Origin of the sequence: Streptomyces sp. NPDC101234 (genome assembly GCF_044767525.1) — a bacterium.
GTDB classification, from domain to species: Bacteria; Actinomycetota; Actinomycetes; order Streptomycetales; family Streptomycetaceae; genus Streptomyces; species Streptomyces sasae.
This window is the reverse complement of record NZ_JBIWOA010000014.1, coordinates 1-12,479: the sequence shown is the minus strand read 5'-3', so window position 1 is coordinate 12,479 and position 12,479 is coordinate 1. Positions and strand designations below refer to the sequence as shown.

Annotated in this window: 13 protein-coding genes; 3 read left to right on the top strand and 10 right to left on the bottom strand. The window is 69.1% G+C overall.

Features of this window, described 5'->3' with window-relative positions; translation table 11 throughout:
- Positions 1-207: 207 nt before the first annotated feature.
- Positions 208-483, bottom strand: coding sequence for a glutaredoxin family protein (locus tag ACIRR9_RS25150; RefSeq protein WP_365335578.1), 276 nt, complete (start codon positions 481-483; stop codon positions 208-210).
- A gap of 172 nt (positions 484-655) precedes the next feature.
- Here ACIRR9_RS25150 and ACIRR9_RS25145 point away from each other — a divergent pair, with 172 nt between their 5' ends.
- From ACIRR9_RS25145 to ACIRR9_RS25135, 3 genes are all read left to right on the top strand, one after another.
- Positions 656-1,591, top strand: coding sequence for an HAD-IB family hydrolase (locus ACIRR9_RS25145; protein ID WP_365335576.1), 936 nt, complete (start codon positions 656-658; stop codon positions 1,589-1,591).
- 432 nt (positions 1,592-2,023) lie between these two features.
- Entirely contained in the window at positions 2,024-2,809 is a 786-nt protein-coding gene (locus ACIRR9_RS25140; RefSeq protein ID WP_403755782.1) for an ECF subfamily RNA polymerase sigma factor, BldN family, read from the top strand.
- Positions 2,810-3,043: 234 nt separating this feature from the next.
- Entirely contained in the window at positions 3,044-4,288 is a 1,245-nt protein-coding gene (locus tag ACIRR9_RS25135; protein WP_403755779.1) for a DUF5667 domain-containing protein, read from the top strand.
- A 137-nt stretch (positions 4,289-4,425) separates the two neighbouring features.
- Here the strand turns inward: ACIRR9_RS25135 and ACIRR9_RS25130 are convergent, their stop codons facing one another.
- The 9 genes from ACIRR9_RS25130 to ACIRR9_RS25090 form a co-directional block, all read right to left on the bottom strand.
- Positions 4,426-5,505: a lysophospholipid acyltransferase family protein gene (locus ACIRR9_RS25130; protein WP_403755776.1), complete on the bottom strand. Its 1,080-nt coding sequence runs from the start codon at positions 5,503-5,505 to the stop codon at positions 4,426-4,428.
- A 14-nt stretch (positions 5,506-5,519) separates the two neighbouring features.
- The gene (locus ACIRR9_RS25125; protein WP_403755773.1) at positions 5,520-6,605 is read right to left on the bottom strand and encodes an NAD-dependent epimerase/dehydratase family protein; all 1,086 of its coding nucleotides are present in this window, start codon (positions 6,603-6,605) and stop codon (positions 5,520-5,522) included.
- A gap of 170 nt (positions 6,606-6,775) precedes the next feature.
- Positions 6,776-6,874, bottom strand: a complete 99-nt coding sequence (locus tag ACIRR9_RS25120; protein WP_003948845.1) for a 30S ribosomal protein bS22 — start codon at positions 6,872-6,874, stop codon at positions 6,776-6,778.
- A 129-nt stretch (positions 6,875-7,003) separates the two neighbouring features.
- The gene (locus ACIRR9_RS25115; protein ID WP_123975194.1) at positions 7,004-7,213 is read right to left on the bottom strand and encodes a helix-turn-helix domain-containing protein; all 210 of its coding nucleotides are present in this window, start codon (positions 7,211-7,213) and stop codon (positions 7,004-7,006) included.
- Positions 7,214-7,343: 130 nt separating this feature from the next.
- Complete coding sequence (locus tag ACIRR9_RS25110) at positions 7,344-8,159, bottom strand: phosphatase (RefSeq protein WP_403755769.1); 816 nt, start codon at positions 8,157-8,159, stop codon at positions 7,344-7,346.
- Positions 8,160-8,479: 320 nt separating this feature from the next.
- Positions 8,480-9,652, bottom strand: coding sequence for an acetoin utilization protein AcuC (locus ACIRR9_RS25105; RefSeq protein WP_365335566.1), 1,173 nt, complete (start codon positions 9,650-9,652; stop codon positions 8,480-8,482).
- Positions 9,603-10,820 (bottom strand): MFS transporter, encoded by a 1,218-nt coding sequence (locus tag ACIRR9_RS25100; RefSeq protein WP_403755765.1) that lies wholly within the window; start codon positions 10,818-10,820, stop codon positions 9,603-9,605. The genes ACIRR9_RS25105 and ACIRR9_RS25100 overlap by 50 nt, the downstream gene beginning before the upstream one ends.
- An 81-nt stretch (positions 10,821-10,901) precedes the next feature.
- Entirely contained in the window at positions 10,902-11,633 is a 732-nt protein-coding gene (locus tag ACIRR9_RS25095) for a VC0807 family protein (protein ID WP_403755762.1), read from the bottom strand.
- A 93-nt stretch (positions 11,634-11,726) separates the two neighbouring features.
- Positions 11,727-12,371 (bottom strand): HAD family hydrolase, encoded by a 645-nt coding sequence (locus tag ACIRR9_RS25090; RefSeq protein ID WP_403755759.1) that lies wholly within the window; start codon positions 12,369-12,371, stop codon positions 11,727-11,729.
- Positions 12,372-12,479 lie beyond the last annotated feature (108 nt).

Below are 12,479 nucleotides of genomic sequence, written 5' to 3'. Positions count from 1 at the left end.
TCTTTGTGAACGCGTGCACAAAGATGGTGTCCGTTTTGCCCGGCCAACGTGACCGGGGTCACGCACCCTCGGCGCAGTCGCAGGGAACCGGCGCATACACGCTCACGCTCCACCTCGGATGGGGGCAAAACCGTACACACTCCTTACAAATCCCGCCCCCGAGACCAAGCCGCCGTCGATCCTAAGCGACTTTCCGGCCTGTTTGGACTAGTCGGTCAGTGCCTTGCGGAGGCGCTCTTCGTTCACGCGCCAGAAGGTGTGCTGTTCACCGTCGACGAGTACGACCGGGATCTGCTCCCAGTACTGCTCGTGCAGGTGCGGATCCTGGGCGATGTCCTTCTGCTCCCAGGGAACGCCGAGGTCACCGCACACCTTCTCGACCACGACCTGTGCGTCATCACACAGATGACAGCCCGGCTTACGGATGAGGGTGACCAATTGCGCACGAGGCGCGGGCGCCTTCCGGCCAAAGAGGGGACTCATGACGTCCATTGTCCCGCCCCCGGCAGGGCATGTCCGCCGCCTTCTGCACGGCTTGCTCGCCCTGCTCCCGCACGGCTTCCTCACCTTGTTTAACGGCCCTGTCGCGGAGAGTTCACACCCAACCAACTCCCGTGACTCCGGAACCACCGAACAGACTGGCTATGCTCACGACATGGCCGCTCTCGGATGGCTCACTCCCCGTAGGCGCTCCGCCACGGCGCGGAGCGTGTTGGCAGGCGAGGCCTCGGCGGAGGCTGCGCGCAAGAACCAGGAAGCGTCGGCATCGGCGCCGGCTCCGGCCGGAGAGGCCGAGGAACCGGAGTTCCCGGTGCTCGGCGACGACAAGGCCGCCGCGTTCTTCGACCTGGACAACACGGTGATGCAGGGCGCCGCGATCTTCCACTTCGGCCGGGGGCTCTACAAGCGGAAGTTCTTCGAGACCCGCGACCTGGCCAGGTTCGCCTGGCAGCAGGCGTGGTTCCGGCTGGCCGGCGTCGAGGACCCCGAGCACATGCAGGACGCCCGCGACTCGGCGCTGTCGATCGTCAAGGGCCACCGGGTCGCCGAGCTCGAGACCATCGGCGAGGAGATCTACGACGAGTACATGGCCGAGCGCATCTGGCCCGGCACCCGGGCCCTCGCCCAGGCCCACCTGGACGCGGGCCAGAAGGTGTGGCTGGTCACGGCCGCGCCGGTGGAGATCGCCGGGGTGATCGCCCGCCGGCTGGGCCTGACCGGAGCGCTGGGCACGGTGGCGGAGTCGGTGGACGGCGTCTACACCGGCAAGCTCGTCGGCGAGCCCCTGCACGGCCCGGCGAAGGCGGAGGCGGTACGCGCCCTGGCCGCGGCCGAGGGCCTCGACCTCTCCCGCTGCGCGGCCTACAGCGACTCCCACAACGACATCCCGATGCTGTCGCTGGTCGGTCACCCGTATGCCATCAACCCGGACACGAAGCTGCGCAAGCACGCGCGCGAGATGGACTGGCGGCTCCGCGACTACCGGACGGGCCGGAAGGCCGCGAAGGTGGGGATCCCGGCGGCTGCCGGAGTCGGCGCGGTCGCCGGTGGCACGGCGGCGGCGATCGCCTTGAGTCGACGGCGGCGGTAGCAGGGCGACCGACGCGGGCTCTCGCCGTAGGGCTGCGGGTCGTACACCGGCTGCGGCCGAGTAGGGGTTGCTCGCACCCACACGGCGGAGCCGCACATCGACAACGCCCCGCGCCCCTCACGGGGCGCTTCACAACCGTGTCTTTTTTCGGCTGCGCCCCTCCGCGCGCCCGAATTATCGCGCGCCCGCCCCAACACGCCCTCGACTCCGCCTGAACACGCACCTTTCTGATCAAGAATCGGTCACTCTGCGGCACTTGAACCATCTCAAATCGGTTAGAGAAGCGACGCAATCGATGATTTGAGCAACTCGGTGTAGCAGTGCCTGCACGAAGCGTTATTCTCCTCAGACGCAAACCGGTACCCCTCCGTCGCTACGACGGGTGAACGGTTCCGCACTGCACGTGATGAAAGCTCTGCCTCTGGGAGTCCCGTGTACCCACACGTCGGGGTTGACGCCTCGGGCCTGGCTACGCTGCGCGCAACAGTCGCGACGGTCAAAGAGACGCTGCGCGGCCTCGTCCCCACCGCCGCGTACGCCGTCCCCGCCTTCGCCACGGCCGCCCCCGTGGGCCCGTGCTACGCACTGGCCGACGGCGGCGCCGCCGTCGGCAGACGCGGCCGTACGACCGGCGGCTCCACCACCACCCGCCGCCCGGCCGCGGACAGCGACAGCGCCCGGATGATGGATCTCGTGGAGCGCGCCCAGGCCGGCGAGGCCGACGCCTTCGGCCGCCTCTACGACCAGTACAGCGACACCGTGTACCGCTACATCTACTACCGGGTCGGCGGCAAGGCGACCGCCGAGGACCTGACCAGCGAGACGTTCCTGCGCGCGCTGCGCAGGATCGGCACCTTCACCTGGCAGGGCCGCGACTTCGGCGCCTGGCTGGTCACGATCGCCCGCAACCTGGTCGCCGACCACTTCAAGTCGAGCCGCTTCCGCCTGGAGGTGACCACCGGCGAGATGCTCGACGCCAACGAGGTCGAGCGCTCCCCGGAGGACTCCGTCCTGGAGTCCCTCTCCAACGCGGCACTGCTCGATGCCGTACGACGCCTGAACCCCCAGCAGCAGGAGTGCGTGACGCTCCGCTTCCTCCAGGGTCTCTCGGTGGCCGAGACCGCCCGGGTGATGGGCAAGAACGAAGGCGCCATCAAGACCCTCCAGTACCGGGCCGTGCGCACCCTCGCCCGGCTCCTCCCGGACGACGCACGCTGACACGGGCACCCTGGGCGATCGTCAACTCACGTTACGTGAAAGCGTGTTGCTATTCTCAGCCGATCACCGGCCGTCCGTAACCCAAGTGCCGAGCCGCTCGTTGTGCGGGATACAGGCTCCCTGTGGTCACGTCCAGCAAGACCCTGATCACACGATCGTGTGGATTGGTCGAGGGCGTGCAACCCTCAGGACCCCCTGGGGAGTCGACCGTCATGACGAGAGGAGGTGCCGCCAGTGATCGCGAACGTATCGGCACACCGGCGGGCGAACGCCTTCGCCCAGGCTCTGGAGGAGCAGCCCGACCGGGATCCGGCGGCCGAGCCGTCCGAGGGACCGGCGGGCGATCCACCGGCCGCAGCGGACCGGGCCGAACGGACCGAGCACGGCGAGCTGTTGGCCCTGGCCACAGGGCTGGCCGCACTGCCCAAGCCGGAGCTCGACCCGGAGGTCAAGGTCGTCCAGCGGGCCCGGCTGGTGGCCGCGATGGAGGCCATGCTGGCGGAGGGCACCCTGGGCGGGGCGGCGGACACGTCTGTGCCCGGACAGAGGTCGGGCAGGTCCAAGGGCGCGCATCGGGCGAGCCCGCTGGGCAAGCTGCGACCGCGTTCCCGGCTCACCAAGGGGCTCGCCGCGGGCGGCCTGAGCGTCGGCGTGGCCGCCGGAGCCTTCGGCGGAGTCGCCGCCGCCAGCTCCGACGCCCTGCCCGGCGATTCGCTGTACGGCCTCAAACGGGGCATCGAGGACTTCAGGCTCAACTATCTGACCGACGGCGACGACCAGCGCGGCCAGACCTACCTCGACCAGGCCTCGACCCGGTTGATGGAGGCCCGCCGGCTGATGGACCGGGGCCGGGGCGGCCACCTCGACCACGAGTCGATCGGTGAGATCCGCCGCACCCTGTCCGGAATGCAGCAGGACGTCACCGAGGGCCACCGCCTGCTCCACGCGGCGTACGAGCGCGATCCGAACTCCCTGGGCCCCATCCAGGCCCTGTCCACCTTCGCCCAGTCCCACCGCGAGGCCTGGGGCGCTCTGAGCGCCACGCTCCCGCCCCAGCTGGGGGACGTCAGCCAGCAGGTGTCGTCGGTCTTCGCCGCCATAGACGAAGAGGTGGCCCCGCTGCAGTCACTGCTCCCCCAGCCGCCCCAGAGCACCGGGAGCGGCTCCGGCAGGCAGGGCTCCGGCACGGCGTCCACCGGCTCCTCCGGCAGCCACCGGTCGACGGCGCCGTCGTCCTCCGGCAGCTCGTCCTCGGGCCACGAGTCAGGCACCGGCAGCCCCAGCGGCTCGGCCTCCGGCAGCGCCGACGACGGTCTGATCGGCGGCACCACGGGCGGCCTCCTCGACCCCCCGAAGACCGGCACGAGCAGCCCGTCCCCGTCGAAGAGCGCATCCAGCGAACCGGACGTGACCTTGCCCCCGCTGCTGCCGGGTCTGCTGCCGGGCTTGGGCATCGACAGCGAGAACACGAGCAACTAGCCAACAAGGATGTTCCCCGTGCCCCCAAGGCGGCGCAGCCGCCGTCTGGGGGCACGGGGCTGTTTCAATTTGCGGCTCCACCGCGTGGGCGCGACCAGCCCCCACTCACCCGCACCCGAAACTCAACACATCGCGTCTCAGAAAAAGACCGACCGCCGCTGCACAAGCAACTTGTACAGCGTGTGCTGGATCTGCTCCCGCACCTGATCCGTCAGGTTGAACATCAGCATCGGATCCTCGGCCGCCTCCGGCGGATAGCCCTCCGTGGCAATCGGTTCCCCGAACTGGATCGTCCACTTCGTCGGCAGCGGCACCGCCCCCAACGGCCCCAGCCAGGGAAACGTCGGCGTCAACGGGAAGTACGGAATCCCGAGCACCCGAGCCAGCGTCTTCGCGTTGCCGATCATCGGATAGATCTCCTCGGCTCCCACGATGGAGCAGGGAATGATCGGCGCCCCCTTCCGCAGCGCGGTGGACACGAACCCACCCCGCCCGAACCGCTGCAGCTTGTACCGCTCGCCGAACGGCTTCCCGATGCCCTTGAACCCCTCCGGCATCACCCCGACCAGCTCGCCCTGCCCCAGCAGCCGTTCCGCGTCCTCCGCGCACGCGAGGGTGTGCCCCAGCTTCCGCGCCAGCTCGTTGACGACCGGCAGCACGAAGACCAGGTCCGCCGCGAGCAGCCTGAGGTGACGATTCGCCGGATGGTGGTCGTGCACGGCGACCTGCATCATCAGCCCGTCCAGCGGCAGCGTCCCGGAGTGGTTGGCGACGATCAGCGCACCGCCCTCGGCCGGGATGTTCTCGATGCCCTTCACGTCGACCCGGAAGTATTTCTCGTACACCGGCCGCAGCAGCGACATCAGGACCTGGTCGGTCAGCTCCGCGTCGTAGCCGAAGTCGTCGACCTCGTAGTCCCCGGTCAACCGCCGCCGCAGAAACGCGAGACCGCGCGCCACGCGCTGCTCCAGGCCGGCGTCGTCGTGCGGCTGCTCCGCGCCCGTCTCAGGGCTCTCCCGGGTCACATGCACATCTTCCTGCGCGGGGATCCGCCCGGCGAGAGGCTGGACCTCACGTACCGTCCCCGCATCACGCGCCATCGCCTGCTCGCCGCCGCCCTTGCGCCGGCTCCCCGCACCCCGGCGCCGCGTCGGCCGCTGCGCGGCAGCCCCGCGGGACCGGTCGTCGTCGAACGGAATGACCTTGGCGTCCGCCATCGTTGTTGCGCTCCTCAGTTGGCGCTCTGGGTCGGAGGATTCGTCGCGGTCCGCGCCGGCGTCCGCCCGCCGCTCAGGACGGGCAGCGCGGCGATCCGGTCGACGGCCGTGGCCACCGCCTGCGGCGGCAGCAGTCCCGGGGTCTGGGCGCGCACGAAGTCCGCGAACGTCTCCGCCGTCGTGTACTTCGGCTTGAATCCCAGCGTCTCGCGCATCTGGTCGGTGGACACCACCCGGCCGTGTGTCAGCAGCCGGATCTGTTCGGGCGAGAAGTCGCTCATGCCGAGCGTCCGCACCAGGGACCCGGCCCAGGTGACCGCCGGCAGCAGCAACGGCACGGTGGGCCGCCCCAGCCGCCGCGAGCACTGCGAGAGCAGCAGCACACCGTCACCGGCGATATTGAACGTGCCGCTGTTCAGCGTCCCCCGCTCCGGCTCGTGCGAGGCGATCCGCAGTACCTCGATGACATCGTCCTCGTGCACGAACTGCAGCCGCGGGTCGTACCCGAGGACGGTGGGCAGCACGGGCAGCGAGAAATAGGAGACGAGCGGGGTGTCGGCGGTCGGCCCGAGAATATTGGCGAACCGCAGCACGCACACGGCCACATCGGGCCGCCGGCGCGCAAACCCCCGCACATACCCCTCCACCTCCACCGCGTCCTTGGCGAACCCGCCGCTGGGCAGCGATTTCGGCGGCGTCGTCTCCGTGAACACGGCCGGATCCTTCGGCGCGGAGCCGTACACATTCGTACTGGACTTGATCACCAGCCGCTTCACGTTCGGCGACTTCTGACAGGCGCCGAGCAGTTGCATGGTGCCGATGACGTTGGTCTCTTTGACGGTGGCCCGGCTTCCGCTGCCGAGCGGTGTTCCGGTCACGTCCATGTGGACGACGGTGTCGGCACCGCTCTCGGCGAGAACCCGCGCGATGCTCGGCTGCCGGATATCGGTCTGGATGAAGTCCGCCCCGCCCAGATGGTGCTCCGGCGCCACCGCGTCCACGGCGACGACCCGGTCCACCTCGGGGTCACGCTGAATGCGTCGTACGAACCGGCCCCCGAGCTGACGGGCCACTCCGGTCACGAGCACGACCTTCCCCAAGATCAGCGCCTTTCTTCCGTGTTCCCGTATGCGGGCCAACTTAGCGGGTCGATGTTGCGCTGGCATGACCCCCAGCAGGCCACACCGCACCACTGCGGCCGGAAAACGCACGTGGCCCCCCACCGTACTGGTGGGGGGCCACACACAAGCTCTCGCGGCTCGTGCCGTAATTACTTCTTGTTACGACGCTGAACGCGCGTGCGCTTGAGCAGCTTGCGGTGCTTCTTCTTGGCCATCCGCTTGCGCCGCTTCTTGATAACAGAGCCCACGACTACCCTCGCTCACTTCTCATCACTCGGTGCTGGGCGCCATGGGCCCATACGACCTACGAGGGGCTAGCCTACCCGTCCGAGCGCTGAGGTCGTAATCGAGGTGCTCCGGGTATCCCGAAAGGGTCGTCAGGCGGTCTCCACCCCCACATAGCTCTCGCGAAGGTACTCGTGTACCGCTTGCTCGGGGACGCGGAAGGACCGCCCCACCCGGATCGCGGGCAGATGACCGCTGTGCACCAGCCGGTACACGGTCATCTTCGACACTCGCATCACCGCGGCAACCTCCGCCACGGTAAGGAACACAACCTCGTTGAGAGGCCTCTGGTCTGCAGCCATGTCACACCCGAACCTTCCGCACTCGACGGGCCACCGGCTTCCCCTTCCGGTGACTCTTCGTCGTTGCGTGCTCACTCCCCAATGTAGGGGCGGGTGATGCGAGTGGGGAAGAGGTGCACCCATCGGCGGCCTACTGTGACAGACACGCCCGATTGAGTACGTAGCGGGTAAGCGGCGTGTAGTAATCAGACCGCACGCCGTCATCAACCGGAACGGCGACGGACACGGTCCCCTCGGCCTCCCCCACAAAGACCGCGGGGTCATCCGTATCCGCAAGACCAATGGCCTCAAACCCGAGCTGACCTGCACCGCAGACCCAGCCATGGTCCCCGACCACGAGCTCGGGCAACGGCCCGCCGCGCCCCGCCGCGGCATCCAGCGCCACCCGAACCGGCAGCGGCGAATGCGTGTGCGCACCCGGCGCACAACCGGGGCGTTCACGGCCCACTTCTCTCATGAACCCGATGCCTCGTACGTAATCGAGGTTGCACGTACGTAGACCGAACCGGGTCGTTATGTCGACACAGCGACCCTGCGCAGGGGTGAGGACCTCACATCCTGCCGCCGACAACGCGTCCGCGAGACCGGCGTAGAAACCGATCAGCCGATGCGGATGCCCGGTCCCGAACAGCACAGGCGCACGACGCCGGGCCACGTCCCCCACCCGCTCGGCGAAGGCGTCCAGCGCGGCCACCGTGCGTCCGGGATCGATCACATCATGCCCTGAAACACACCGCGGATCGTCCGAAACCCCACACTTGGCAGCCATCAACCGAACCAACTCCGCTTCCCCCCACCCCTCTTGCGGATCGATCCCGATCAACACCCGAGGATCCCGAGCGGCGAACAGCCGATAACTCCGAAGACTCCGCTCCCGGGAGGTGGCCACCACCCCGGCAAGCCGAACAGCCACCAGATACGCACGAAGCTCACCAGCACTCAACACGGCTGAGATGCTGACGGACAAAGCCCCGGAAGACCCCGAAAACAAGACAACACCCCACGGTTGGCCCAACACCCGGCCGCACCAGCCACACCCCAGCCCGCCCGGCGCCCAGCCACACCTCACACCCCAACCACACCCCAGCCCGCCCGGCGCCCAGCCACACCTCACACCCCAACCACACCCCAGCCCGTCCGGCGTTTGAGGACGAGGCCGTTCAGGCCGAAGCGGGGGTCCGGGGGCGGCAGCCCCCGAAGACGGGGTCGAAGGGGCAGCGCCCCTGGAGGATGGGACGGGTAGGGGCGGCGGGGGCGAGAAAACCCCTACGCCAGCAGCCCCCGCAGCGGGAACACCGCCCGCCGCGTGGCCAGCACCGCCTGGTCCAGGCGATCGGCCGGGTCGTACCCCGACTCCCACGACGCCCACCCCACCGGCCACCGACCGTCCGTCATCCGCCCCGGCCCCAACTGCCGAGTCCGCGCGAACACTTCCTGCCGCCACCCCTCGGGAACCAGCGTCTCGGGCTCGATCTCCCGCCCCGCCGCGATCCCCACCAGATGCGTCCAGGACCGGGGCACGACATCCACCACCTCGTAGCCACCCCCACCCAGCGCGACCCACTTCCCCCCGGCGTACTCGTGCGCCAGCTCATGACACGCCACCTGCGCGGCCCGCTGCGCGTCCAGCGACACGGCGAGATGCGCCAACGGATCCTCGAAGTGCGTGTCGGCACCGTGCTGGCTGACCAGCACCTGCGGCCGGAAGTCGGCGACAAGCTCCGGCACGACCGCATGGAACGCCCGCAACCACCCCGCGTCCCCGGTCCCCGCCGGCAACGCCACGTTCACCGCGGACCCCTCCCCCGCCCCGGCCCCGACCTCCTGCGGCCACCCGGTCTGCGGGAACAACGTACGGGGATGCTCGTGCAGCGAGATCGTCAGAACCCGCGGGTCCTCCCAGAACGCGGCTTGCACCCCGTCCCCGTGGTGCACGTCCACATCCACATAGGCGACCCGCTCGGCACCGAGCTCCAGCAGCCGCGCGATGGCGAGCGAGGCGTCGTTGTAGATGCAGAACCCGGAAGCCGCCCCGGGCATCGCATGGTGCAGCCCGCCCGAGAAGTTCACGGCGTGATCGGCATCCCCCCGCCACACCGCCTCGGCCGCCGCCACCGACTGCCCGGCGATCAGCGCGGACACCTCGTGCATCCCGGCGAAGGCGGGATCGTCCACCGTGCCCAGCCCGTACGACTGGTCGGCCGCCGCAGGGTCCGCCGAGGCCGCCTTCACGGCCTCGATGTAGTCCTCCCGGTGCACCAGCCGCAGCGTCGACTCCCCGGCCGGCTTCGCCGCGACGACCTCCACCGCCCGGTCCAGCCCGAAGGCGCCGACCAGACTCCGGGTCAACGCCAGCCGGACCGGATCCATCGGATGGCCCGGACCGAAGTCATAGCCCGTTACTTGCTCGTCCCACATCAGCTGTGCGCGGCCGCTCATGCCCGCCACCGTATCGGTCCGAGCTGGTCGCGAACGAACGGGCGTACACCAACGTCACCAGCACCAACACCATCGGCACCAGCATCGCCCCGCGATAGCTCCACGCGTCGCCAAGAGCGCCCACCAACGGCGAACCGATCAGGAACCCGACGTAGTTGAAGATGTTCAGCCGGGCGATGGCCGCGTCCGAAGCCCCCGGGAAGAGCCGCCCCGCCGCCGCGAAGGTCTGCGGCACCAGCACGCACAAGCCCAGCCCCAGCAGAGTGAACCCGGCCATCCCGACCCACGCCCCGGGCGCCACCGCCACCACCACGAACCCCGCGGCCGCCACCAGCGCCCCGAGCCGTACGACGGTGACGGCCCCGAACCGCCGTACCCCGAAGTCCCCGATCGCCCGCCCGACCAGCGTGGTCACCATGTACACGTTGTACGGCACGGTGGCGAGCTGCTCACTGCTCCCCAGCACGTCCTTCAGGTACTTCGCACTCCAGTTGGAGACCGTCGAGTCCCCGATATAGGCGAAGGACATCACCAGACACAACGGCAGCAGCAGCTTGAAGACGACACCGCTCCCACCCACGGCCGACTCCCCGCCCTCCACCGGCGCGGGCTCGCCGTCCACGTACCACCGGCTCCCCACCAGAGCCGCGGGCAGCAGCACCGCGACGACCGGCAGATACGACACCCACAGCGCGAGATGCCAGTGCGCCCCCACCCAGGCCAGCGAGGCCCCCAGAATCCCGCCCAGGCTGTACGCGGCGTGGAAGCTCAGCATGATGCTGCGCCCGTAGGTCCGCTGCAGACTCACCCCGAGCATGTTCATCGACGCGTCCAGCGCCCCGACGGCCAGGCCGAACACCGCGAGCGACACCGCCAGCTCGGCCATCTGTCCGCCGGCCCCGACCCCCAGGAGCGCCAGCATCACCACGGGCTGGGACCAGCGCAGCAGTCGGCTGGGCCGTATTCGCTTCACCAGCTGCTCGGTGGTGACACTGCCGACGCCGGCCAGGATGGGCACGGCGGCGAGAAAGACCGGCAGCAGCGCGTCGGAGACGCCGTACCGGTCCTGGATCGCGGGAATGCGCGTCACCAGCAGCGCGAAGGTGGCGCCCTGGGTGAAGAAGCTGAACGCCAACGAGGCCCTACCGCGCCGCAGCACATCTGTCATGGCGGCGAGCGTAGGGCCCCGGCGTACTCGTGGGTAGATCCGGCCAAAGATGAATTTCCTTCAGCTTTACTTTCCTGCCGCTCAGGCGGCGATCGCGAGCTCCTGTTCCTGCTCCTGCGCGGCTTCCCGGCGCTTCACCTCGTCGGTGATCAGGTGGGCCATCGGCTCGGCGGCGGCACCACCGCAGACCACCATCCCGAGGGTGATGGCGACGACCATGAAGACCGAGCCCAGCCAGACCATGGTGTCCACGGGGATCGTGTAGGCGCCGACGACCCTGGCCACGCACTCCGCCGACAGCACCAGACCCCAGATCACGGAGAAGACCCGCTCCTTGCGCAGGAACTCCGCCGACCCGGCCGCGGTCCCGGCCGCCAGCCGCTCCCAGGCGGCCTCCCGGGCCGTGTCCCCCTTCACCAGGAAGGGCTTCAGCCCCGCCGTCATCATCGGCTTCCCCAGCGCCACGGACACCAGGATCCCGATCCCGACCGTGCTGCTGACCGCACCGTCCTTGGCGAGCATCAGCCGCGGGTCACCGGAGACGAAGCTCAGCGCCAGTCCGACCACGTTCACGGCGAGGATCAGCGCCGCCAGCCCGTTGACCCGACGCTCCTTCACCACACTCCAGACCGTCCGCACGGCCGGCACCACACTGCTCCAGGCGAGCGCCGCGAAGGTGCTCATCCCGAAGGCCCCCTTGAAGAAGTAGTACGACCCGAGGGGCACCGCCACATCCACGATCAGCGGCCGGAGGTTCTCCAGCACGCTGGGCTGCTGCTTGCTCTGGGACCCGGTGTTCGTCGTCTTCGTCATGCCCTCAGCTTCGCGTCCGGGCGGGGTCCCCCAGTAGAAACGAACGTCCGGAGCTCGGCATGACAATTGTCAGCCCCGCCGTGCTGCCCTCGGTCATTCCAGCAGGTCAGCCAACTGCCCAAAGTCGGAAAAGAGTCGGGTGGCATCCGAAAGCCGGTCAGCCGGCGTCATCGCAGTGAACCCGTACACGTCCATCCCGGCCGCGACAGCCGCCTGCACCCCCAGCGGACTGTCCTCCACGACGGCGCAACGCCCCGGCGCGACCCCCATCCGCTCGGCCGCGTACAGGAAGAGATCCGGCGCCGGCTTCCCCCGCCCCACATCCTGCGAACTGAAGACCCGCGACTCGTCGAACCACCGGTCCAGCCCGGTCGTCCGGTGCCCCACCCGAATCCGCTCATGACTCCCGGACGACGCCACGCAGTACGGCACCCCGTCCGCCGCCAGCCGCTCCAGCACCTCCGCCGCCCCGGCAACGGGCTTCAACTCCCGCTCGAAGGCCGCGAACACCCGCGCATGGAAGACATCGTCGAAGTCGTCCGGCAGCCGCTTCCCCGTGCGCTCCTGGACGAGCTCATGGACCCGGTGCATCGCGGACCCCATGTAGTCGCGCATGGAGTCCTCGTAGGAGGTCGGGAGCCCCAGCTCGGTGAGATAAGCGGCCAGGAGCCGGTTGGAGATGGGCTCGCTGTCGACGAGGACGCCGTCGTTGTCGAAGATAACCAGGTCGTATCGCATACCACCGAGCCTAAACGCAGAAAACCCCCGCATCTTTCGATGCGGGGGTTTTCCCAATATTTGTTCGGCGGCGTCCTACTCTCCCACAGGGTCCCCCCTGCAGTACCA

Bases quoted from the DNA above. Each gene is read 5' to 3' on its own strand.
- ACIRR9_RS25095 (WP_403755762.1), bottom strand. From the start codon at position 11,633: ATGACGAAGACGACGAACACCGGGTCCCAGAGCAAGCAGCAGCCCAGC.
- ACIRR9_RS25090 (WP_403755759.1), bottom strand. From the start codon at position 12,371: ATGCGATACGACCTGGTTATCTTCGACAACGACGGCGTCCTCGTCGAC.
- ACIRR9_RS25105 (WP_365335566.1), bottom strand. From the start codon at position 9,652: ATGAGCGGCCGCGCACAGCTGATGTGGGACGAGCAAGTAACGGGCTAT.
- ACIRR9_RS25130 (WP_403755776.1), bottom strand. From the start codon at position 5,505: ATGGCGGACGCCAAGGTCATTCCGTTCGACGACGACCGGTCCCGCGGG.
- ACIRR9_RS25145 (WP_365335576.1), top strand. From the start codon at position 656: ATGGCCGCTCTCGGATGGCTCACTCCCCGTAGGCGCTCCGCCACGGCG.
- ACIRR9_RS25115 (WP_123975194.1), bottom strand. From the start codon at position 7,213: ATGGCTGCAGACCAGAGGCCTCTCAACGAGGTTGTGTTCCTTACCGTG.
- ACIRR9_RS25100 (WP_403755765.1), bottom strand. From the start codon at position 10,820: ATGACAGATGTGCTGCGGCGCGGTAGGGCCTCGTTGGCGTTCAGCTTC.
- ACIRR9_RS25150 (WP_365335578.1), bottom strand. From the start codon at position 483: ATGAGTCCCCTCTTTGGCCGGAAGGCGCCCGCGCCTCGTGCGCAATTG.